The 23303-nt window shown below is 60.1% G+C and carries 17 protein-coding genes and 1 tRNA gene; 5 read left to right on the top strand and 13 right to left on the bottom strand.

Annotated features, from left to right (window positions below):
- Position 1 precedes the first annotated feature (1 nt).
- Together D3M70_RS14380 and D3M70_RS14375 are read right to left on the bottom strand one after the other, a co-directional pair.
- The gene (locus D3M70_RS14380) at positions 2 to 550 is read right to left on the bottom strand and encodes a helix-turn-helix transcriptional regulator (protein ID WP_165869803.1); all 549 of its coding nucleotides are present in this window, start codon (positions 548 to 550) and stop codon (positions 2 to 4) included.
- Between the two features lie 99 nt (positions 551 to 649).
- Entirely contained in the window at positions 650 to 1411 is a 762-nt protein-coding gene (locus D3M70_RS14375) for an SDR family oxidoreductase (protein WP_120126416.1), read from the bottom strand.
- A 453-nt stretch (positions 1412 to 1864) separates the two neighbouring features.
- Here D3M70_RS14375 and D3M70_RS14370 point away from each other — a divergent pair, with 453 nt between their 5' ends.
- Positions 1865 to 3592 (top strand): PAS domain-containing sensor histidine kinase, encoded by a 1728-nt coding sequence (locus D3M70_RS14370; RefSeq protein ID WP_133306470.1) that lies wholly within the window; start codon positions 1865 to 1867, stop codon positions 3590 to 3592.
- A 39-nt stretch (positions 3593 to 3631) separates the two neighbouring features.
- Here the strand turns inward: D3M70_RS14370 and D3M70_RS14365 are convergent, their stop codons facing one another.
- Entirely contained in the window at positions 3632 to 4453 is an 822-nt protein-coding gene (locus D3M70_RS14365; RefSeq protein ID WP_177418425.1) for an alpha/beta fold hydrolase, read from the bottom strand.
- A gap of 583 nt (positions 4454 to 5036) precedes the next feature.
- On the opposite strand from D3M70_RS14365, the gene D3M70_RS14360 reads away from it, so the two are divergent.
- Positions 5037 to 5696, top strand: a complete 660-nt coding sequence (locus D3M70_RS14360; protein WP_120126413.1) for a response regulator transcription factor — start codon at positions 5037 to 5039, stop codon at positions 5694 to 5696.
- A gap of 62 nt (positions 5697 to 5758) precedes the next feature.
- Here the strand turns inward: D3M70_RS14360 and D3M70_RS14355 are convergent, their stop codons facing one another.
- Both D3M70_RS14355 and D3M70_RS14350 read right to left on the bottom strand, forming a co-directional pair.
- Complete coding sequence (locus D3M70_RS14355) at positions 5759 to 6394, bottom strand: transcriptional regulator (protein WP_120126412.1); 636 nt, start codon at positions 6392 to 6394, stop codon at positions 5759 to 5761.
- Between the two features lie 104 nt (positions 6395 to 6498).
- Positions 6499 to 6574: transfer RNA gene (locus tag D3M70_RS14350), tRNA-Asn, on the bottom strand.
- Between the two features lie 309 nt (positions 6575 to 6883).
- Between D3M70_RS14350 and D3M70_RS14345 the strand changes: the two genes are divergently transcribed.
- Positions 6884 to 8935, top strand: coding sequence for a TonB-dependent siderophore receptor (locus D3M70_RS14345; RefSeq protein ID WP_120126411.1), 2052 nt, complete (start codon positions 6884 to 6886; stop codon positions 8933 to 8935).
- A 41-nt stretch (positions 8936 to 8976) separates the two neighbouring features.
- Here D3M70_RS14345 and D3M70_RS14340 read toward each other — a convergent pair whose 3' ends face one another.
- From D3M70_RS14340 to D3M70_RS14315, 6 genes are all read right to left on the bottom strand, one after another.
- Entirely contained in the window at positions 8977 to 10413 is a 1437-nt protein-coding gene (locus D3M70_RS14340; protein ID WP_120126410.1) for an MBL fold metallo-hydrolase, read from the bottom strand.
- A 4-nt stretch (positions 10414 to 10417) separates the two neighbouring features.
- Positions 10418 to 12319, bottom strand: coding sequence for a hypothetical protein (locus D3M70_RS14335; protein WP_120126409.1), 1902 nt, complete (start codon positions 12317 to 12319; stop codon positions 10418 to 10420).
- Positions 12320 to 12348: 29 nt separating this feature from the next.
- Positions 12349 to 13359, bottom strand: a complete 1011-nt coding sequence (locus D3M70_RS14330) for a patatin-like phospholipase family protein (RefSeq protein ID WP_120126408.1) — start codon at positions 13357 to 13359, stop codon at positions 12349 to 12351.
- A 177-nt stretch (positions 13360 to 13536) separates the two neighbouring features.
- Complete coding sequence (locus tag D3M70_RS14325) at positions 13537 to 17190, bottom strand: hypothetical protein (RefSeq protein WP_120126407.1); 3654 nt, start codon at positions 17188 to 17190, stop codon at positions 13537 to 13539.
- A 298-nt stretch (positions 17191 to 17488) separates the two neighbouring features.
- Positions 17489 to 18865, bottom strand: a complete 1377-nt coding sequence (locus D3M70_RS14320; RefSeq protein ID WP_120126406.1) for a hypothetical protein — start codon at positions 18863 to 18865, stop codon at positions 17489 to 17491.
- 228 nt (positions 18866 to 19093) lie between these two features.
- Complete coding sequence (locus D3M70_RS14315) at positions 19094 to 20239, bottom strand: MFS transporter (RefSeq protein WP_165869806.1); 1146 nt, start codon at positions 20237 to 20239, stop codon at positions 19094 to 19096.
- Positions 20240 to 20413: 174 nt separating this feature from the next.
- Here D3M70_RS14315 and D3M70_RS14310 point away from each other — a divergent pair, with 174 nt between their 5' ends.
- Positions 20414 to 21052, top strand: a complete 639-nt coding sequence (locus tag D3M70_RS14310; protein WP_120126404.1) for a TetR/AcrR family transcriptional regulator — start codon at positions 20414 to 20416, stop codon at positions 21050 to 21052.
- Between the two features lie 59 nt (positions 21053 to 21111).
- Here D3M70_RS14310 and D3M70_RS14305 read toward each other — a convergent pair whose 3' ends face one another.
- Entirely contained in the window at positions 21112 to 21345 is a 234-nt protein-coding gene (locus D3M70_RS14305; RefSeq protein WP_120126403.1) for a DUF6555 family protein, read from the bottom strand.
- A gap of 129 nt (positions 21346 to 21474) precedes the next feature.
- Entirely contained in the window at positions 21475 to 22170 is a 696-nt protein-coding gene (locus tag D3M70_RS14300; protein ID WP_305955086.1) for a tRNA (adenine(22)-N(1))-methyltransferase TrmK, read from the bottom strand.
- Between the two features lie 612 nt (positions 22171 to 22782).
- Between D3M70_RS14300 and D3M70_RS14290 the strand changes: the two genes are divergently transcribed.
- Positions 22783 to 23244, top strand: coding sequence for a transposase (locus D3M70_RS14290; RefSeq protein ID WP_120126490.1), 462 nt, complete (start codon positions 22783 to 22785; stop codon positions 23242 to 23244).
- Positions 23245 to 23303 lie beyond the last annotated feature (59 nt).

Raw genomic sequence — 23303 nt, 5'->3', positions numbered from 1 at the left:
CTCATCCAAACGGTGGGCTGAGTGAGTCGGGGTCGTTCACGCGACCACTGTGCGCAGGCACGTAACCCTGTAATTGCCAGCGCCGCGGGCTGATGCCTTTGAGTCGGGTGAACACGCGCGTGAAATAGGACTGGTCCGAGAACCCGCACTCCTGGGCCACGCGACAGATTGAGAAGTGCCGTGCTCGCAGCAAGGTCTCGGCCCGGCGCATCTGCTCCCGCCGAAACCAGACATGGGGCGCCAGCCCCGTCGCGTTCTTGAACGCTCTGGAGAAGTGGCTTCGTGAAACCGCACACTCGTCGGCGATCCGCTGTATCGAGCAACCATGGGCCATGAACGCGATCATCAGCGTCTTGGCTTTCTTCACCCGCCAGGGCGCCAGGTTTTCGTGGATGGGCCTTTGGCCTCGGGCGTCGACGGTGGACCGCAGATCATCGGCATACCCGGTTTCGACCTCGGACAGGTGCGAAAAGCCTGGCGCGGGCGTTGATCCATGAGAACCCGCAAAGGTTTTACGGTCCAGCGCCGCGTAAGCCACGAACGGTTTCAAACATTCACCTGCATTCATCCTTGTAACATTGAGCACGGAGGCGCCAGGCCGACGTTTCGGCCTGGCGCCCGCCCATGAACGCGTTATTTGACAGGCGTGTCAGCCTACCGGAATCGGATTTTCCACCACCGACTGGTTGAAGCCGTGGATCAGCGCATGCTCTTGCGAGCCGGGGTTGTCTCGCAGAGGCCGAATCGCGTCCACGACCACCTCAGGCACATCGGTCGCCAGGCCGACCATGGTTTGTTCGATGAACGCGTCCAGTGGCATGGCGCGCGGATCGTCGCCCTTGTGAATCAGGTCCGTATTGACCCATGGCGGCGCGATTTCCTGCACGCTGACCGAGGTCCCCAACAACGTGAAGCGTTGAGAAAGCGAATAGGAATGCAAGGCGGCCTTGGTCGCCGAGTAAACGGCATTGCACGCCAGCGGCACGAACGCCAGCACCGAGGTGTTGTTGATGATCACAGAGCGAGGCTGGGATTTCAGGTGCTCGATCAGTGCAGACGTCAGCCTGATCGGGCCCATGAAGTTAGTCGTGATCGTGCCGATCATCGTCGCATCGTCGATGTGCCCGGCAGCGTCGTCGAAGGGCATGATGCCGGCGTTGTTCACCAGAACATTGAGCGATGGATAACGGCTGATCAACGTGGTGGCAACTTCCTGAATGCTGGCCGGATCATTGATATCGAGTTCGATCCCTTCCATTCCAGGGTTCGCGGTAATGACTTCATCCAACAGCGCTTTACGTCGGCCGGCAATAATCACCTTATTGCCAAGTTTGTGAAACGCTTCGGCCAGGCCACGCCCGATACCTGAGGCCCCGCCGGTAATAAGAATGGTGTTATCGGTCAGTTGCATGAAGAGTATTCCTGTCGCAGAGAATGGGAGGAAACATGGCAGGAGTTTGTGGAATGACACGTCAACCACGACCGTCAATCGCGCACGCTGGACCCCTCGTCCAAACTAAATGGACAGAGGAATTGTTAAGTGTGGCAACCCGCAAACTTGATGCAGCGAACTGTGGATCACCCCTGCCGGACGGTCAATTCATACCTAAGGTTAGGTGGTGACTCAGTGGTGAATGAATCGCCCGTTCAACCCGATCAGTTCGACAGCAAACATGGCGCACGTTGAAAACGCCTGGCGNGCTCTATGTCATTTCAATTCTAGGCACCACGATGCAGGATGCCTGATGGGAGCTTCAGCGAAAGTCGCAAACGGCCCGACGTTAGAATCCGCACAAAAATACTGTTAAGCGTGCCACTTCACCCGTTGTAATGACCGTTGTGGGGAGCCACCCGGCCCGCTTCTTTGAACCGGACCACCCGGCCCTTCCAAAAAACAATCGCTACTCTCCTCGGACGTCCTGAAATTGAGATTGAACGTCACACCCACTTTGAAAAAAGTGAACGCCTGCAATGCCGAAAGACGACAGAGGGCGGCCGAATGACCGAACCGATCACGCGTGCTGAGGCCGAGGTTTTCGAGCGCTTTCACGACGCCGTATTCGTGCGGGACATGGAAGGAAAAATCCACTTCTGGAACGCCGCCTCAGCCGCGCTTTATGGATGGCCATCTCACTCGGCGCTCGGGGCAAACGCGCGCACATTGCTCGGATGCAAACATGAGCGTGACGGTCACGACAAGGCAGATGCCAGGCTGTTGGCGGACGGGTACTGGGAAGGCGAACTCTCCCGGCTCACCGGCTCCGGTTGCCGCCGTCTGGTCAACGTCCGGTGGTCATTACGCAGGGACGCCGCCGGCAATCCGATTGGCATCCTGGAAACGGGCTACGACATCTCGTCAGCCAAACAGATCGAACAGCATCTGAAGGCCAGCGAGTACCGCTATCGCAACCTTTTCCAGGCGATGGCCGCATCATTCTGGGAGCTGGACTTCACGGCCATCGGCCCCAAGATCCGGGCACTGCTCGACTCTGGCGTTCGCGACCTTGAAGCGTATTTCCTGACGCACCCGCATGTCGTGCGCGATTTCATGCAACACACCCAGGTCGTCGATCTCAACGACCACAGCGTGCGTCTGTTCGGCCGGGGTGACCGGACTGAAATGCTCGGAACGATAGACCGCTACTGGCCCGACGAGAGTATTCAGGTCTACGCCCGTTGCGTTGTCAAATCCCTAGGAGGACTGCCCAACAACATCGAGGTCACGCGTCTCAGAACACTGGATGGCAATGAATTCGAGTGCCTGTTCACGGCATGCTTCTCCAAGGAGAACATCGCGCGAGGGGTGATCCTGATTGGCATCATCGACCTGTCGGAACTGGCGGAGGCGCGTCATGCGCTGGAGATCATGCAGACCGAACTCGCCCATGTGGCGCGTATCTCGATTCTGGGCGAGCTGAGCGCGTCGATCACCCACGAGATCAACCAACCACTGACCTCGATCTCGACCTACGCACAGGCAGGACTGCGCTGGCTGCAACGGCCGCAGCCGGACTTGCGCGAAGTTGAGAACGCGCTGCTGCAGATCATCGACGAAGCACAACGCACCGATGACGTGATCTCGCGCATCCGCGGCATGGCGCTGCGCCGACCTGCGCAAGAGTCCGACGTGAGCATCAACGATGTGATTCAGGACTCATTGCAGTTCACCGACCATGAACTGCGCAAACACTCGGTCCGTCTGACCACCGAGCTCGCTGCTTCGCTTGCTCCGGTTCGAGCCGACCGTGTGCTGTTGCAACAAGTGATCGTCAACCTGGTCATGAACGCCGCGCAAGCGATGGCGATGTCGGACTCGGCCATCCGCGAGTTGACCGTCAGAAGTGTACGACTGCCCGCCGGGGACATCTGCCTCGAGGTGCTGGACAGCGGACCGGGTATTGCGCAGGGTCTGGAAGGCAAGCTGTTCGAGAGCTTTTTCACCACCAAAGCCACGGGCATGGGCATGGGGCTGCCGATCTGTCGTTCGATCGTGGAGGGTGCCGGTGGCCAGATTCAACTCACCAACAGAGGGGATGGCAAGCAAGGGGCGAAAGTCACGCTCACCCTGCCCGCCTTGATGCTTGCGACCTGAGTGGCGATGCCACTCAGGTGATGCACAGAACTTATGCCGTCAGCCCTTGATGAACGCCAGGAGGTCTTCGTTGATGACCTCTGGGTGAATCGTGCACATGCCGTGCGGATACCCTTTGTAGACTTTCAAGGTGCCGTGCTTGAGCAGTTTGATCGACAACTCGGCGGAGTCGGCAATGGGCACGATCTGATCGTCATCGCCGTGCAGCACCAGGACCGGCACCGTGATTTTTCGCAGGTCCTCGGTGAAGTCCGTTTCCGAGAAGGCCTTGATGCAATCGTAGTGCGCCTTGGCGCCCCCCATCATGCCCTGGCGCCACCAGTTTTCCTTGACCCCTTCAGACACCTTCGCGCCTTCACGGTTATAGCCGTAGAACGGGACAGGCACTTCTTTGTAGAACTGTGCCCGGTTCGCCGCGAGCGCCGAGCGAAACCCGTCGAATACTTCCATCGGCAGGCCACCCGGATTCTTCGCCGACTTGACCATGATCGGAGGCACCGCGCCAATCAGCACCGCCTTCGCCACACGCCCGGCACCGTGCTGCGCGACATAGCGTGCGACCTCGCCCCCACCGGTGGAGTGCCCGATGTGCACCGCATCCTTCAATTGCAGATGAGCGACCAGCGCGGCGACGTCAGCGGCATAGGTGTCCATGTCATTGCCGACAGACGTTTGGGTCGAGCGGCCGTGGCCTCGGCGGTCGTGTGCGATGACGCGGTAGCCCTTGGACAGGAAGAACAGCATTTGTGCATCCCAGTCGTCGGCGCTGAGCGGCCAGCCATGGTGAAACACGATTGGCTGACCGGTGCCCCAATCCTTGTAGAAGATTTCGGTGCCGTCGGGGGTGGTGAAACGGGTCATGTCATTGGCTCCTTGTTTGTTCGACACCGCTGTCGCGGCCTGCGCGGTGCTTGCGCCCATCACCATGGCTGAAAGCGAACCTGCGGCGAGCGCGGTCGCGCCAACCTTGAGTACCTGTCTGCGCGAACTCGATGGCGTGTTGTGGGTATCAGACACTGGGATTTCCTCTCTCGATGCTGCACGAAGGTCAAACGCGGGAAGGGATTACGACCGTAGAGGGGTCAGTTGTTGCGAGGTGGATTCAGACCGTCTCAATGCGCAGGTTCGAGTGACTGCAACGTCATCATCAACTGCCGCAAAGCCCTATGATCTTGCGCAGTGGGAAGGCACGCCATAGTCGATTCGCATAACCGGACTACACCTTGGTATGGTCGCCCGGCAACTTCACCCTTTCCCTGGCATCGTTTTCAGCGTGGGTGCAGGGGCATGGCGGTGATGACTGGAATCACGCCTTTATTTGTCGTTTTTTTTTCGCGCTGCAAACGGCACGATGTGAGGTATCGCCAATCTGGAAGCCGTCGCCATGAGCGCCTCAGCTCGACATCGCAAACCCGGCCCGCACTCGCAGCAGGAGGATCGAGCCATGAGCCTTGCGACTTCACCCGCCGACGATCACGCCTCCCCTGCCCTGATTCTGGTGATCGACGACGACAATGTCCTGCGCCAGGCCCTGAGCAGCCTCCTTCGTTCGGCCGGTCACACAGTGGAAGCGTTCGCCAATCCGCTGGAAATGCTTTCCCATCCGGCGGCCCGAACGGCGGCTTGTGTGATTCTGGATATCAGGCTGCAAGGCTTCAACGGCCTCGATGTGTACGCGCAGATGGCGCGCTCCGGGATGGACGTGCCCGTGGTGTTCATTACCGGGTATGGCGATATCCCGATGTCGGTGCGCGCGATGAAAGCAGGGGCCGTCGATTTTCTCGCCAAACCATTCAGGCACCAGGATTTGCTGGATTCTGTCGGACAGGCGGTTTCACGGCACCGCAAAGGAATGGAGAAGCGTGGCCATCTGGCGGACCTCGATGCGCGGCTCAACAGCCTGACCCCAAGAGAACGACAGGTCATGATCGGCGTCGTCGACGGGTTGCTGAACAAACAGATCGCCGGCAACCTTGCGATCAGTGAAGTCACGGTGAAAATGCATCGCGCCGCGGCGATGAGGAAAATGTGCGTCAAGAGAGTCGCCGATCTCATCAAGGCGGGGCAGACGCTCAAGCTGTCTCAAGCCCCTGCCCGTTTCTGAATCCGACGTTTGGGCATCAGCGAATCTGAGCCCTGCACGCAATCCCCCGTAGCCGCGTCTGATCAGCTTTCGCGAAACGCCTTCACGTATTTGTACACCGTCGCCCGTCCCATGTTCAGGACGTTGGCGATGTAGTCGTAGACGCTGCGGCCTTCAAACGCACCCTCGTGATACAGCGCTTCGATCAGGTTGCGTTTGTCGTCGCGGCTCAGGCTGTTGAGGCCCAGATGGCGCTCCTGCAACCAGGCGTGGAGAAAGGTGTTGATGCGTTCCTGCCAGTCATCGCGAAACAGTGCCTCGGGCTGGGCGACCATGCGGCTGGCCTGGAAGAACAGGTTGAGGGCATCGCGGGCCTGTTCGAGCACCGAGTAATTGAGATTGATGCAGAGCGCGACTTCGGGCTTGCCCTGATCATCCAGCAGCACGCTGGTGATCGAGCGCACCCGCTGACCGTCCCAGTTGAGCTTTTCGTAGGGGCCGATGCTGAGCTGGGTGGTCAGGTCGCCGGCGATCTCCTCCAGCGCTGAATCATCACCGATCTTGCGCTTGGAGATGTTGTTGGCGATGTGGACCACGGTCTGGGTGGCGAGGTCGTGGAGGATGACCTCGGCATGGGGAAACAACAGCGTCGCCATGCTGTCGGCAACGGTCTTGTAGTTGTTCAGGCGCAGTGCCTGAGCGCCGGGCGTTGAGGTCATGGCGAATCTCGATCATCGGGGGGCTTGCCATCTTAAACGAACAACGCCATCCGCAAGACAAACAAAAAAGGCCAGCTGTGCGCTGGCCTTTTCGGTGTTTCGTTTGGCTCCACGACCTGGACTCGAACCAGGGACCCAGTGATTAACAGTCACTTGCTCTACCAACTGAGCTATCGCGGAATGCGAGCTATCTTACTGATTGAAAAAGAGAAGTCAAGGATCCGGATGAAAAATCTTTGCTTGTCACCTTCGTGCAGATCGGAATTGAACCCGATCACCGAGGGAAAACCCATTGGATGAGTCTTGAATTTGCAGGCGCTTGAGGTGCTTGTGAAAAAAATGTGAAATTTTATCGGCGTCACATCTGGTTATCATTATCATGTTGATACAGAATCGCATTCACATTTTTAACGCTCTTTGGGAAATCCGCTCTTGAATCCTCGTCTTTCTGCCCCTCTTCTGCTCGCTGCTGCCGTCAGCGCCTCGACAATGGCCCGCGCCGCCGATGAAATGACTCTGCCCGCAACGCAAGTGCAGGACAGTGCTGTCGCACAGGAAGACGCGCCAAGCGTGGGTTACGTAGGTAAGCCTTCCTCCAGCACCACGAAAATGGGGCTGACCAACAAGGAAACGCCACAAGCGATCACCACCATCACCCGTGATCAAATCGACGATTACAAGATGAACAGCGTCAAGGATGCGCTGCGCTCCGCGCCATCGGTGACTGTCGAACAGAGCGAGACCGACCGTACCGAATTCACCTCCCGTGGCTTTGAGATCAACAGCTTCGAGTTCGACGGCATGAACATGCCGTTTACCCAGACGATCCTCAACGGTGATCTGGACATGGCCGAATACGAGCAGATCGACGTGCTGCACGGCGCCAACGGTCTGATGAGCGGCACCGGCAACCCTTCCGCCACGGTCAACTTCGTACGCAAGCGCCCGACTCGCGATTTCCAGGCGCAGATCGGCACCAGCGTCGGCTCATGGGATAACCGCCGCATCGACGTCGATGTCTCGGGTCCGCTGACCGACACCGGCAACGTGCGCGGCCGCTTCATCTACGCCCATGACAAGGGCAACTCGTGGATGGACCGCTACAGCCATGAGAAGAACGTCGCCGCCGGCCTGCTCGCGTTCGATCTGTCCGACGCCGACACGCTGACCGTGGGTTTCTCGCAGCACAACAGCGACTCCAACGGCAGCACCTGGGGCAACCTGCCTCTGGTGGACAGCAACAACAACCCGATTCATTACTCCAGCCGCAGCTCCAACGTTGGCCAGCCATGGTCTTACTGGAACATCCACACTCAACGGGTCTTTGCAGAACTCAAACATGACTTCGGCAACGGCTGGAACGCCACGATCACCGGCACCGGGATCACCGAATACCAGAACAGCAGCATGCTGTACGTCGCCAGCGTCACCGACGACGATGCACTGGCCTTCGGCGCTCAGACATCGGGCCGCTCGCACCAGTTGATCGGCGAGGCGAAAGTCTCCGGCCCGTTCAGTCTGTTCGGCCGCGATCATGAGCTGACGTTTGGCGCCAGCTACGGTCGCACTCACCAGAAAGCGAACGAATACGACGCCGCTGAAGCGGGCTACTACAACACCTCGTTCGCCGGCATTCTTGCGGGCGCCGAACCTGCGCCGCAGTTCATTTACACCAGCGACATCAACAACCAGAACATCATTGACCGGCAGAAGAGCCTGTTCGCCGGCGCGCGCTTCAGCCTGGCAGACGACCTGCACTGGATCGCCGGCGCGCGCATGCTCAGCACCGATGGCACCGGCGAAAGCTACGGCGTCGATCACGCGCAGCGCGAGCATGGCAAGGTCACGCCATACACGGGCCTTGTGTATGACGTGAACAAGCAATGGAGCCTGTACACCAGCTGGACGCAGATTTATAACCCGCAGTTCGGCACCGTCGGCGTTGACGGCAAGGTGCTCGACCCTCTCGAAGGCAAGAGCCTGGAAGCGGGTGTCAAAGGCAGCGTAATGGATGACCGCCTCAACCTGACGGCAGCGGTGTTCAAGACCGAGCAGAGCAATGTGGCATCAGCGGACTACATTCAGGTCGGCTCCCAGTTCCGCTACTTCACCGGGGACTACAAGAGCCACGGTATCGAGCTGGAAGCCTCGGGCGAGGTATTGCCGAACCTGGACATCCTGGCGGGCTACACCTATGTGCGCATCGACAACGACGATGGCGACAAATCCCGCCGCTACGTGCCGACCCACAGCTTCCACGGCATGGCGACCTATCGCCTGCCGAGCCTGCCCCAAGCCCGCATCGGCACCCGCGTCAGCTGGCAGAGCGGCATTCAGAACGACAACATCAGCGTCATTCGCCAGAATGCCTACGCGGTGGTCGACCTGATGACCAGCTACGACATCGACAGCAACTGGAGCACCGCACTGAACTTCAACAACGTCACCGACCGCAAGTACCTGACCTCGTTGTACAGCGCCACCGCAAGCAACTACGCAGCGCCACGCAACGTGACCGCCTCGCTGACCTGGAAATACTGACCGGTTTCACTGCCTGACGTGACCTTGATCAAGGGGTCACGTCAGGTGCCCCCCTGACCGAAAGAAATCCGCACTTCGACCCACAACCCTTTCGGGTGGTAATCCACAGTGATTGGCGGTTGCAGTGCTCGAGCGTTTTGCTCGAAGATCTTGCGCTCCTGCTCGAACACGCTGTCGCCGATGATCACTCGCTCGCAGGTCTTCTGCTTGAGCGCCTGATAAAGATCGGGGTAAGGCATGTTCCATTGGTTCTTCACCGCCACTTCGGTGACGACGGGAATCATCGCCACCAGTCGCGGGCTGGTCATTTTCTCCAGCCCCAGTTCGCGCAGCGTGGCGTTGTGGCTGCAATGGTGGCCGACCTTGTACAGGCTCACCCGCGCCAGAATATCGTCCGCCGTCACCGCCGGGCCTGGCGTCGGGTCGGGGGTTGTCGGGTAGGTCTGGGCCGACCACGACAGCCAGTTGCCGACCTGCGCGTCTCCGGGAAACAGCAGGACCTGCCCGTCCGGCAGTTCGAACGCCAGCACCAGGCTGGTGTTGTTGGTATCGGAGTCCATCTTCAGGGCCAGAGTCTCGGCCGATGAATACCACTCGTCATCGATTTTCCGCGAGGCGGCCTTCGGGTCGTAATACAGCTTCTGGGTGAGGGTGTACTGCTTCGGATTCAGCGCGGCAACGTTGTTGAGCGGCCGTCGATGGGGGGCTGCGAACGGCAGGTCTTCAGCGCAGATCGGCGTGTCGTTCAGTTGAGCGAGTCGCAGGTCCAGCGCGTTCGCGTCTTCCTGACGGGACAAGTACACCTCTTTCGCCGCCCCTTTGCGCGGCGCATCCCTGCGCAGGCTGGCGGTATCCCGTGGCGGCCCCATCACGTAGGTCTTGAGCCCGGCGATTCGAGTGGGCCTGACCACCTGCCCCGGTTGCAGATACCGGGTGCGCGCCGGTGTCGCAAGCTCTTTGAGCATCTTCAGGGTGCTGGCACCGGTGGGTCGATTGCCGTTGTCCAAACCCAGGAACGCGCTGAGTCCAAGGACGCTCCTGATGCGACCGTCATCCTTTCCCAGTGCCTGCATCACCGGGTGGCTGGCCAGCGCAGCCACCGTGTCTCGGCTCTTGTCGAAATGCCGCCGCAGCTCGATGGCGGTGGCATCGTTGGGGTCCTCCGTCCAGGCTAGCCAGAACTCGCGAACCGTGAACGTTTTGAAGCGCTCAGCTTCGTACTGAAACCCCGACAAGTGATCGTGATGCTCATGGGTCACCACCAGCAGATCCAGCGTGCCACCGGTGGTTTGCCGAATATCGCTGACGATGTCTCGCATCCGCTCGCGGGCATTGCTGACGCCCTGCAACACCCCGCAGTCGATGAGAATGTACTTGACCTCCTCGCCCTGCTCTTCATGCCTGAGCAGGAAACAATCGCCCAGAATGCCTCGATACATGCGCACGGAAACCGTGCCCGACGGGATGCTTGCGGCCATGGTTTTAGATGCCTCGGTGCATGAGGGCGAAGGGATTGTCCCTGCCGTCCGGATGGCGGTACGTCAGAGTCAGGCTGTCGCTGCCAGCGGCGAGGAACCGGCGGTGAGCCATCAGGCGCAGGTTGTCGTCGATGCGTTTGCGAATGACATAACGCAGCTTGCCATCGCGCAGGTCGATGATCAGCGTCGCGCCGCCGCGAAACAGGAAGTCATAGCCCGGTGGCGACTCTGCATCCGACATGTCCAGTTGGTCCTGCTCGTGCTGAACGTCCGGGCTCAGAAAGGCCCGACGTCGCTGGGTGATCTCGATCACCAGTTGCCGCAGGTCCTGTCCGTCGGGCCCTGCGCGGCGACAACTCCTGACCGAATGCACCTCGACCGCCGGCCGGGCGGGATCCTTTCCGGCAAACAGAGTACCGGCGAAGTAATCCTTGCCACGCTGCGGGTCGAACACCACGCCCAGGGCATCGACCCAGTGGGCGTCGCGGCTGCAGACCTTCATCAGCCAGTTCCAGACAATCTTGCGATTGCGTTCGGCCTGGGTGAAACCCTTGTCCCGCTGATACTGCGGGGTGATGTCCAGCGCGTGAGGGCCGTCGACCACGCTCAGCAGGTCTCTGGCGCTGAGTTCGCCACGCGGCGTTTCCCAGAGCAGGCTGTCCGGGGCCAGTGACAAGCATTTATCGGGCAGTATGCCGCGACGGCGGAACGCCTGGATCATCGCCAGTCGGTACTGCATCGGATCGTCCGCGATGAGGTCGGTGTCGGCCGTGACGATCGCTCGCAAAAACTCGCCGAAGCGCACGTCGATCGGCGGCAGGTAATCCAGCGCCCGAATGCACATGCGCAGCACATGGTCCGCCGATTTGGTCGCCTCGCGGGTCAACCGCTGCACCAGCTCCTGCGGCAGACGACTGCCGCTGCGGCCCACTCCGTCGGCCAGACGCAGCAGGTCCGCCGAGCGCTGCTCGTAGATGCCGATGAACGCATCGAACACCGCGGCCACCAGGATCGCGCCACGGGCATGGGGCTCCCCGGTTCTGGACAGCAACGTCGGGTCGGGCAGTTGCTGGCTGTCCTTGTCGTCGATGGCCTCGCGCAACGCCGCATAGCCCCCGGTGGCTTCGCCGAACTGCCGGGCCAGGCCGCTCATCCACGAACGTTGACTGAGATTGCCGCCGTTGGCCGCGACATGCTGAGTCACCGCTTCGGGCAACATGAAGTGCATGAGCAGTGCGACGATGTCGGCGAAGGCCTCATGAAACGCCAGGCTGTCCGCACTGGTGGATTCGCTGTAGCGACGGTGCAGGCCATCGAGGATGGCGTGGGTGGTTTCATGGGCGATGATGTCGTGGGACAAGGCGGTGAACACCCAGCTACCGGGGAGATTGACCCCCGGGTCGGTCATCGACGCCTTGAAATAGCCGAACAACAGCGCTTTCTTTTCTTTGCTGTAATAGGCGTTGGCCTCGCGCAGACCATGGGGGTAGATCCGCAGTTTGCGAACCTTGCGATAAGTGTCTGCCTTTACGTCCCATTGCGGGCACCAGTAGACCTTGCGCCCCAGCGCCCGCTCGAACAGTTTCACCGTCTTCATCGCCACGGCGAACACCATCTGCTGATGGAAACGCGGATCGCCCTCGGACGGTTTGAGGCCGTCCTGAGCCAGCAAGTGCGGGTCGTTGAGGTCCACCGGATCGTAGAACTGACCGCTGCCCGGATCGAAGTCGATCACTTCGAAATACTCGTTGACCGGGCCCGGTCGCATCTTCGCTTCCCAGCGTTCTTCCCAGGGAATCTGAATGGTGGCGTGGCTGATCCGAGCGGTGTCGAGTTGTGTCGCCGCCTGCGGATCGAAGGCATAAACGCGCAATTTGCGCATTGCGGGCGGCGGGTAATGAGTCATCGAACGTGCCCTCCACTGGCCTGTTGGTGTCAGGCGGTCAACAGTTCCGGCGCGTACGTCTTGAGCCGGGCATGGACCAGCGCAGCGCCGTGGCGTGTGAGCACGCTCATTTCCTCCGAAGACAATTTGCGCAGGTTGGTGTCGATGGCAGACGCGAAGGCGGCATCGCCTTCCTGCGCCTGCCCTTCCCGGCTGTCAATGGAGAACCACATCGGTTTGGGCCCCTTGCCCGCCAGATGGCGGTACTGCAAGCGATCGAATTCCAGACCGCGGATCTGCTCCATCATGATATCCAGCGCGGCCTTGAGCACGATGGCACCCGATTCGGTCGGTTGACTGGAATTGGCGAACGGTTTGCCGCCGTCGCTGACGATGATGTAGTCCAGCGCGTTGCGGTCGCGCAACAAGGGATTGACCCCCATGTTGTCGTAGATACCGCCGTCGGTCAGCGTCACGTACTCGACACCGGCCGGGCTGTAATCGTCAGCGTCCAGCCGCAGAGGTGGAAAGACCGGAGGAAAGGCCGAGGATGCAGCGACGGCCTTGCACAGTGGAAAATTCGGTCCCGGCTCGACACCCAGTTCGTGCTCGCCGATTTCCGCCAGCCCACCGCCGCCGGTGACGAAGAAAAACAGGTTGCCAGTCGCCAGATTCGTTGCGTTCAGGTAGAGACGCGGGCCGTTGCTCAACGCCGACAGGGTCTTTTTGTGGAACAGATCGTCGTCATAACTGGAGGCCAGTTTGTCCAGCCGCGACGCAAAGGGATCGAGGCTGCCGGCGATGAACGACGACACCGCAATCGAGCGCGTGCGCAGGTAGGTGTCGAGCAGGTCGAGCTTGCCCGGATCGTTCCAGTGGGTGGCGACGGTGGCGCCGGCGATGCTGCCGCCACTGACGCAACTCAGCAGGTCGAGTCTGTCCAGCAGGCCGAGGGTCTGCAGTTGCCGCATGACGCCCAGATGGAAAGCTGCGGCCCTGAATCCGCCGCCCGACATCGCCAGGCCGATGCGTTTGGGTTTGCCGTCTATGACCAGCGACATGATCAACTCCCTTGAATAAAGGTGCTGTAGTCCTGCGCCCGACGACGACAAAATTCCACCGGTCCTGTGTTCGCATCACGGCGCCTTCGAGTATTGCCTGACTGCAACGCCTCGAACCGCCGAAAAGGCGAGAAGAATATAGCTGACAACCCAGACACTCGCTTGATGCCTGCCCGTTTAAAAGTTGAAGAAGTTCAGCGCGTCGATAACCACCGTGCTGCCCAGGCCCGTGAGCGACACCAGCACGGCCCGCAGCAAAGGGTCTTCGGAGTACGGCGAAAAGGCGCCGGTCTTCAGGGCTTTCATCCGGTCACGCAGCACGATGAAGGTTTCTCGCTCTGCTGCTGCCTGAACTTGTAGGAGCTCGGCCTCTTCGACGGGCATCTTTTCTTGAACGTTCTTCATCCGCACTGCCTCGCCCTGCCGGGTGTCGATGCCTTCCAGCAACAGGCGGTCAATCCTGTCCAGCGCCGTCCTGCGCGCGGCTTCGGCACTGCGTCGCAACAGGAAGGCGGAAGCCAGCAGCATCGCTGCGTTGATGAGCAGGATGATGGTGCTGGCCACCGGCGCCGGCCAGTTGTCGAACAGCGTGCTGCGCGAGGCGATCAGCACCAGCATCACCAGCGTCGGCGCATAGATCAGCCGGTTGACCGCGCTGGTGCGCTTGGCGATGAGGGACAGGTCGAGATAGTCGTCCAGACAGCAGTGGGTGGCGGGAATGGGCAATTTCGCCCACTGTTTGCGCACCGCTCTGGGCCAGATCAGATAATCCTGACTCAGTTGGCGTATGAAACGACGCAGCAAGAGGTTGGCGTCGATCACCAAGAACACCAGAAGCTGAAAACACACGGTAGGGAGTATCCAGCTCCACAGCCAGATACCCTCCGCGTTACCGCGCACCGGCAAATCTTCGATCGGCACTAGCACATAGATCACGCTGGTCACCACCAGAAAGATCCAGGTCATCAGGAGCACCCTGATCAGGCGTGCGACGAAACTGCCCGCGAAGCGGTGCTCGATCCAGAAGAGGACCATCCACTTCGGCTCACGGCCGTCAGCCAGTTCTGTGTAGCGGTCCAGATACCGCGCCCGGGTCAACTTCACGCTCAGGTGTGATTTCTCGTCGAAATTTTCCCCGCGAGAGAATGGCAACAATATTCCGTACAAAGCATTTCCCAGTGCGCGCCAAACGGATCTGCGCTTGCCCGGTAGGCTGCGGCTCCGGCCCAGCCATAGCTCGCGCTGTTTTGAAAGCCAGACGCAGGTATAGGGCTGCAGACCGTAGACGGCCTCTATGTCACGCCGATTGCCATTGAGCTTGCGCCAGGCCCAGGCGAGCGCGGCCAGCGAGATGAGCGCTGCCAGCAGACGTAAAGCGACCGTCGGCCAGGAACTGATGCCCTCGAAGAGAAACATCGGCTCACCCAGACCGTTGTCCGTCAACTGGACGCGGTCCTGATACCCCTTGAGCAATAACAGAATGAACACAATTGTCGGGACGACGACGTACCAACTGACCCCTCTGCCCTCACTGTCCCTCGCTTCCTGATCGGGGTTCTTTTTACCCTCGGCTGGTTTGGTGAGTAGCTGGCGTCTGTTCAGGTGCGAACCGATCATGCCCAGCACCACCAGCGCCCCGGCCAACCACAGGAGTTCGACTCGCCAGTACAGGGTCGCGACCCACGCACTGAGCGCCGCTGCGCCGTGTAGCAGCAAAGGGAACCGCCTGACCCAGTTGCGACGCCTTTCTTCCGGGGACCGGTCGCTGTGAAACCACCCCAGCACCAGGCTCAACAGGATGAGCACGATGCACAACGCCCCCGCCCAAAAGAACGACTGCGCCTGCCCCAGCCATTCCGGCATTTTCGGCGACGCTTGCAGATACGCCGGGGGCGAAGGGTCCTGCAAGCAGCGCAAGGCCGTGATGTCTTGCGCACGCAGTTGATCACCCTTGTTTGCCACACTGCCGACGGAGCACTCCTTGGATTGGCGGTCGGTCAACTTGCTGGCCAGCGGTATGAAGCCGCTCTTGCCGATCTCATAGATCGACGGCGCCAGCAGGGACGATCTGGCGTAGTCGAACATCTGCCGCTTGGTCGCCAGCGGTTGCGGTGCCAGCGCGGCCAGCACCGCGATATACACCGAACTCTGCAGGCTCTCGCGAAACGGCGGCACGTCCTGTTGCAGGGCGCGGGTCAACGTCAACCCATAAGGGGCCGCAAGCACCAGATTGCGGGTGATTGCCGCCTGACCCTGTTGCAGCATGCGCGCATCCAGATCGGTGGAAAAATACACCTTGGTTGGCATGCGGCTTTTCAGGGCCTGCAATGTCAGCAGCTTGTCATAGGTGTCCTGACCGAAGATGCCGATCGCACCGATGCCGTCTTCACCGGCATTGCGCTGAGCTTCGTCAACGCTGGCAATATGGTCGGCCAGGCGGCGAAGGTAATCGAGCTGACCGTTGCCATCGGCGGTTTCCGGTGGTGCCTTCTGGGCCGACTGTTTGTCGTCGGTGCCCGGCGGCTTGGCGGGCGCCGCGCTCTTGTCCGGCAAGCGCCCGTCCACGCCTCTCAGGTAGCCGAAATTAAGCATCCACTGCCCGGCCTCGCGGCGTTCAGCGGGGTTCATCAACGGTTTATCACCCTTTTCGTCGCGGCTGAGGGGATAGGGCCTGGCCCGCTCGGCCACCTGGCTCATGAAGCTCTCGATCAATGCCCGGCTGTAGAAACTGTCCCACTCGGCGACGATGGCCACCCGGTTGGAGCGCTTCCAGCGACTGGTGGGACAGCCGGTCTCCGGTCTCACGCCGGGCGCTCTCGCACAGCGAATCCCCAATGCCGGGTCGACGTGACGCAGCATCAGCTCGTCCAGCAACAGCGCGGCCATGGTGCCGTCGTCGCTGACCGTGCGCAGCAGTTGCAGGGTTTTCGGATGCTTGCGTTTGACGTCGTCGGTCAACGTGGGATTGCTGCGGGTCAGCATCGTCCATTCTGCGGTGGCCAGCGGTGAATAGATTTCCACCTGCTGTGGCACACCTTGCTCGGTGGGTCGCAGTTCGTTTTCTTCGCGGTACATCTTGCGCAAAACGTCTGAGCTTGCCGGGCCTATGACTTTCAGCACACGGGGATCAGGCGCCTGTGCGCGTGGCCATTGCGAGTACTGCAGGTGCTCTTCCAGGTACAGACTCAGCAAATAGCGCAGCTCGTCCAGCCTCGCCAGAGGATTGTTTCCCAACTCTTCTTCCTTGAGCCAGAAAAGGTAGGTTTGCGGATTTTCCGTTGTGACACCTTCACTGTTGACGGGAGGGTCGAAAGGGTCCGCGCTGAAACTTTCAAAAGGCAGCAATGGGCCCGATGGACTCAATGCTGGTTTCCAGCAACTGATGTGACTTTCATCGTCAGGCACCATATGACTGCTCTTGAGACCGGCGAGTACCGCGTAACGGATTCTGCGACGTAGTTCGACTTCGTCCGCATAGTTAGAGCCTGGAACCAGTGCGACCATGATCTCTGGAAACTTGCCTTCGTTTTCCAGTTTCGGATGATGGATCGCACTGTCGCCCAGGTACACTGGTTTGCCAGGGCACTGGTCCGAACTCAACGCCTTGTTATCGTTTTTATTAAGTTCCCGATAACGCTCCAGTGCGTCAAAAGGGTCCTGCCATAGCCTTGCATCAACTTGCGTCTGCACCACGGATGGAAAAGATGCCGGTCGCGCATTGACGAACGGTTCGTGCTGCAAGGCCCAGGTCGAAAACAACAAACTCAATATCACCGCCCCGCTGGGTATCCAGAATGAGGGGCCACTGCCAGCTTCCTTATTGCTGTCCATCGGTAACTCCCGGCACACCTCGCCTTTGCGGCGTAGTGCAGCGGCCCATCCAGGGGCTGAAAGACAACCAGCTTGCACAGCATCGATGTGGCGTTGCGCATCGGCGGCATTTGAATGATCGAATGTCGAGTACAGAATCTCGGCAACCACCCAAAGTGCCAGCATCAATATCCGGGGGGCAAAAGAGCGGAGCTGAGTTGCGAAAGTGAGTCTAGGCCACTTCTGGATAATTGCAGACGAGCAGACTAACGGGTGGTAATACCGAACTCACCCAGTACACCGCTTAATATGGACTACTTCAATGTGCCAAGGGAGTTGCTCCAGGAACCGGCGCAGGGGTCGGTGGAGCAACGGCCGTTGATTTGGCAGGCTGAGTCGCTGTGGCGACGCTCGCCTTTTCCGGAATCTTGAAGCCCAGATACGTCACGTTGCTAACGCCCATGAGGATCAGCAGCGATCCGGGAAATTCGGGCATCGACATGGTCTGAATCACCGAGACCACGAACACCACACCCAACACCAGCGTCCAGATCACAACTTGCAACCGATGGAAACTCAGGCCTGAGCCGTCGTTGCAGATGTCGTTCCAGAAGCCGACGCTGGGCGGTGATACCTGCGCCTCACACAGCTGAATTTTCGCATTGAGTTCGTCCAGACGACGCTTTTCATCTGGGGTCGGTGCGTTTGTGTCATTCAGTGCCGCGCGTTCGACACGTAAAGCTTCTAGCTCGGTGCGACTGGCGTTCGCCTTGTTCTCGCCGATCACGAACGCGGCCAACCCGGTGCCGCCGGTGATACCCAGCAGCATGAGCATCTGCAGCGGAATGTCCTCCATGGTGCCATTGATGAACAGCACGGCGACAAAAGCCAACACCACCAGCAATCCCCAGAACGCCATCTGACTTCTGCCCAGACTGTACAGCGTGTTCGCACCGCCATCGCGAAGAGCATTGGTTTTGACCAGCTGGACATAGGCGGCGACCAGCAGCCCCAGACAAATCAAGGCAGTCAGTGTCACGCGCAATGGGGAGCCAACGTAGAAAATGAATTTCGTGCGACCACCGTCTTTCGATCGGCCAAGTTCCATGAAGCTCGCAGACTCACGCGACACTTGCTTCGCGCACGCCTGGCTCAAGGGCAGCGGAACCACCGCAACGGGCCACGGACCGTTTTTGCCAGCCGAGACGCTGAGCAGAAAAGGCATGTCAACACTGGACTTGCGGGTGAATATCGCATCCCACCCTTTGCGGTTATCCGGGTCGAAGGTATCGCGCTCGATATCGAAGAACACCACTAACCGGCCTTGATCGTCGCTGGAGACCTGCCCCACGGCACCGGGCACCTGAGTGCCATCGAAATACAGGTTCAACGACCTGAATGCACTGCCGGCGTTCAACGCCTCTTTGATGCTGCTTGCATAATGTCCCGTGGTTTCGATGAATATCCGTTCGCCCATGCGCACCCGGTAAGGATGCAGCGGACAGTCCTCCCCCTTGGGTACCAGCCTTACATGATCCTGCGGCGGCGTTGCCGGGCTCTCCTCCACCGCGCTGGCCTCGGGCACCTGGGCTACAGGGACACCGCTGCCCGGCGTGGCGGCATCCGCCCAGGCTTGCTGAACGATGAACAGCGTGCAGAGCGCCCCGATCAATAGATAACGAGCGGCCTTCGACATTGCGCGCACCTCCTGTGAACCCATAACGATAAATGCTCAAGGGACTTATCACTTTGGGCGCACTCAAAGGGCCGCCACACGTTCAGTGCGACCCCTATCAAAGGCAGATAACGCAGACCGCTGACCCAGCGTCGATCTACTGAATGGACAACGTTCCCAATGCTGTATCTACCGTAGCCAACTACCGTCGGCCCGTTATATCTAATGGGCATATCCTTTCAACACGTTCTAGTGCCCCGCGACTACCGCACCGCCCTGTCGCGCACCTTGGGGAAAACCGCCGTCACGCGCTTTCGTCGCAATCGCCAGGCTCAGCAGCAGCAACACCAGCACCACCCACGGGAACGACTGGACGCCCCATTGATCCAGCAACACGCCACCCAGGATGCCAGCCCCTGCAATGGCACTGTTCCAGACCACGACGTTCATCGACAGCGCAACGTCTGCCCCGCTGCCAGCGGCATCCGCCAGTGCGGTCTGCAACAGGGTCGCAGCGCCGCCGAAGGTCAGGCCCCAGATGAACACGCCGACGCAGATCGCCACTGGCGAGGTCGAGGACAGACCGAACAGCACCGACACGGCGGCAAACGTTGCCAGGCTCAGGAGCACGGTGCTGCGCAGGTGCGCGTCAACCACCCGGCCAGTCACGGCGATGCCCAGCAACGCCGCCAGCCCGAATACCAGCAGGACGAGGTCTACGTGTTCCGTCAGGCCCGAGGCGCTCACGAACGGCGCGATGTAGGTGTAAAGAATGTTGTGCGCGAGCATCCAGGTGAACACCACGCCCAGCACCGAACGCACACCAGGCAGGGTCAGCACCTTGCCCAGCGCCAGACGCTGCGACGAAGACTGACCGGGGTAATCAGGTACCTTGATCAGCACCCAGACAATCAGGATCAGGGTCAGCGTGGACATCAGCGCGAAGGCCATTCTCCAGCCGACCAGAGCGCCCAGCCACGTACCGAGGGGCACCCCGAGGGACAGCGCGACGGGCGTACCGACCATCGCAATCGCCATGGCCTTGCCTTGCAAGGACACCGATACCATCCGCCGCGCATAACCCGCCAGCAGGCTCCACGCCAGACCTGCGCAAACGCCGGCGAAGAATCGCGCCACCATGATCAAGGCATAACTGGATGACAGTGCCGTGATCGAGTTGAACAGCAGAAAACCGATGATGGTGGTCAGCAGAACGGTGCGCCGTTTCCAGCCTTGGGTGGCAATCGCCAGCGGAATGGCAGCCAGCAACGACCCGAGGGCATAGACAGTGACCATCTGTCCGGCCAGCGACGCGGAAACACCCAGTCCGCTGCCGATCTGCGGCAACAGCCCGGCCGGCAATGTCTCGGTCACGATGCAGATAAACCCGGTCATTGCCAGCGCCAGCAGCGCCCCTATCGGCAGACGCTCATTGTGCTGTTGGGTGTGTGTCACAGGCTTGCTCCTCACTTAGATAACGATTGATACAAATATAGGGTGACCGCAAAAGCTTGGTCAACGACTTTTGTATCGAGTAGTATCGATATCGTTATTCCAGAGGAGTCCTGTATGGCGCAGATGGGCCGCCCCCGCACCTTTGATCGCGACCAGGCAATCGAACAGGCCATGCACCTGTTTTGGGAGCACGGTTATGAATCCACATCGTTGAGCCAGTTGAAGGCCGGCATTGCCGGAGGCATCTCGGCGCCCAGTTTCTACGCTGCGTTCGGTTCCAAGGAAGCGCTGTTTCAAGAGGCCGTCCAGCGCTATCTGGACACATTCGCCCAAGTCACCGAATGCCTCTGGGACATCAAGCTGCCGCCGCGCAAGGCGATTGAAACGGCCTTGCGGCGTTCGGCAAAGATGCAGTGCGAATGCACGCACCCCAAAGGCTGCATGGTGGCATTGGGCGTGATGAGTGCGCCAACAGCCAATGGCGCCCAGATCACCGCGAAACTCACTGCCTCGCGTAGCCGAACCCGCGCCGGGTTCATTGCCTGTGTCGAGCGGGGACTGGCGAACGGGGAGTTGGTCGACGGCACCGACGCTCGCGCACTCGCAGCGGTGTTCGACAGTTTTCTAGTGGGCGTTTCCACGCTCGCCAGAGACGGCGTGCGGCATGCGGTCTTCGAGGCGGCGATCACGCAGATCATGATGCTGTGGGATGCATCATCGACCCCTGCCGACTCGGCGTCAGGGGCGCAGTAAAGCCGAGCGGGCCTTTTCAGCCTGCAGCGGTCATCTTGGAGCCGTCAGGTTGCAGCGTTTCAGGATGCAGCGTGAGTGAGCGACCTGTGCCACAGCACGTTGCTCACGCCGGAACGCTCGGCGGCCTCGACGATCGAGGGATAACTGCCCTGCCACGCACCGACCATGTTGCCCAGTTCGGCGCCTGAGTGAAGCAGCGCGTAGTACACGGCATCGTGCCCGCAAAGGTGGTCTTCCTGGCACTCCAGCACCCGCTGGTTCCCCTGAAAGCTGTAGCAAATCGTAAAGCCCATGAAGCACCTCCACAGACATCATCTGATCGCGAGGCCCGATGATAGCCCCGCGTCGAGGCGGCGACTGTGGCAGGGCTTTCATATTTAGTGGCTTTGCAAGCCAGGGTCTCGATCCTGGAGACACTCGAACTACGCCAGCATCTCGGTGATCCAGCGCACCTGCTGCGCGAGGTCCTGAACCTTGTCTTCGGGCACTGGCCTGGAAGCCAGACGCAAGCTGTTCAATGTCCGCTGCTTGTGCCCAAGTCGTCGCTGCCACTTGGCCAGAAACGCCGCGCTGCGGGCTTGCAGCAACAAGGGGCCGAAGTACAGTTCCTGTGGGGTATAGCTCACGGTCCCGGCAAACTCGGCGACGATGATTTCATAGTCGAAACGGTTTTCTCGCAGCAATTCCTCGCACCGCATCTGGTAGCCGTTGTTCATCAGCCACAGGCGCAGCGGCTGCTCGCCACCGTTGGGTTGCAGGATCAGGCGCTGCTCACCGTTCAGGCGCGCCTTGCCGGCGTCAAGAATGTTGCGGATGGTCTCGCCGCCCATGCCGCAGAGGCTGATCGCGGTGATCCGGTCCCCGGCCTCGATTGCCGCCAACCCGTCCGCCAGACGCACGCTGATCCGCGATTGCAGATCGTTTTCACTGACGGTCCGCTCCGCCGCCCGGTACGGCGTCATGGCCACCTCGCCCGCCACCGCCATCTCGATGGCGCCACGGCGGACCAGCGCCACCGGCAGATAGCCATGGTCCGAGCCGATATCGGCCAGCCGCGCGCCCGCAGGCACATGGGCTGCCACGCGCTCAAGGCGCATGGACAATGTCTGTTCGTTCAACTCACGCCCCTTCTCATCACCCGCATCCGGCATCTGCATCCGGATCGGGCCGCGATTCTGTCGAGCAATGGCGGACATTTCAAATGCATTCGACCGCAGCCCAATGTTTACTGCCGCTTCGCGGCAGATCGTCGGCAAGCCGGCCTCCCACGGCCTTCGGCCAGAATCAAAAGCTCGAATTACACCGCGATCCCGCTTCTGCCAAGAGGGCGTGAGAGCCCGACTTGTCAGGATCTACAGGGTTTGTTCCCTACCCTGTTGATCTCCCACACGATGATCGTTCCCACGCTCCGCGTGGTAGCGCTGCGATTGACGCTCCGCGTCAGAGGGGACGCGGAGCGTCCTGCACTGCATTCCCACGCTGGAGCGTGGGAATGGTCATGGACGCTCCAATGGCCGCCTGCCGATAGGCGACATGGGAACCGTATTACGAGACCAAAATAGGCGAGGGAAAAGCCAGAGCAGAGGCATTGACGTTAGATCTGTCGATTCAATCCCAAGCACTCCCCCGCGTATGCTCATCGGCAATATCAAGCAAACATGCTCTACGGGCATGACGGTCACTGCCTTCTAATCTTTGGCTGAACAGTTATGGTCAGAGGCAAAGGAATGCTGAAATCAAAGCCCTATTCTCGCCAGCTACGCACCGGTCGATATTCAGGCCAACACCAAATTTATCTACTCACCACCATCGTTCATGGACGTCGCCCGCTGTTTGCAGATTGGCGCTTGGGGAGGCTGGTGGTAGACCAATTCAGACTCGCCGAGGAAGAAGGTGCCGCTCATTCGATGGCTTGGGTGGTGATGCCTGATCATTTTCATTGGCTCATCGAATTGCGCGACAGCACGTTGTCGGCATTGATGCGACGCGCGAAGTCTCGAAGTGCTCACCGCATCAACCATGTTTTGGGCAGGCAGTGCCAGGTCTGGCAAAAGGGATTTCATGATCGCGCGCTTCGGTCAGAGGAAGACATCAAAGAGATAGCGCGTTACATCGTCGCCAACCCACTGCGAGCGGGAATCGTGAAACGAGTCGGCGACTACCCATTGTGGGACGCTATCTGGCTACCCTGATGTTTGCCGCATCGTTTTTGATTCTGCCCGAAGGGCGTGGGAGCCGACTTGTCGGCGAT

Source organism: Pseudomonas sp. LS-2 (assembly GCF_003605735.1).
Classification (GTDB): domain Bacteria; phylum Pseudomonadota; class Gammaproteobacteria; order Pseudomonadales; family Pseudomonadaceae; genus Aquipseudomonas.
Note: the sequence above shows the minus strand (reverse complement) of the source record. Positions and strands in the feature narration are given on the sequence as shown.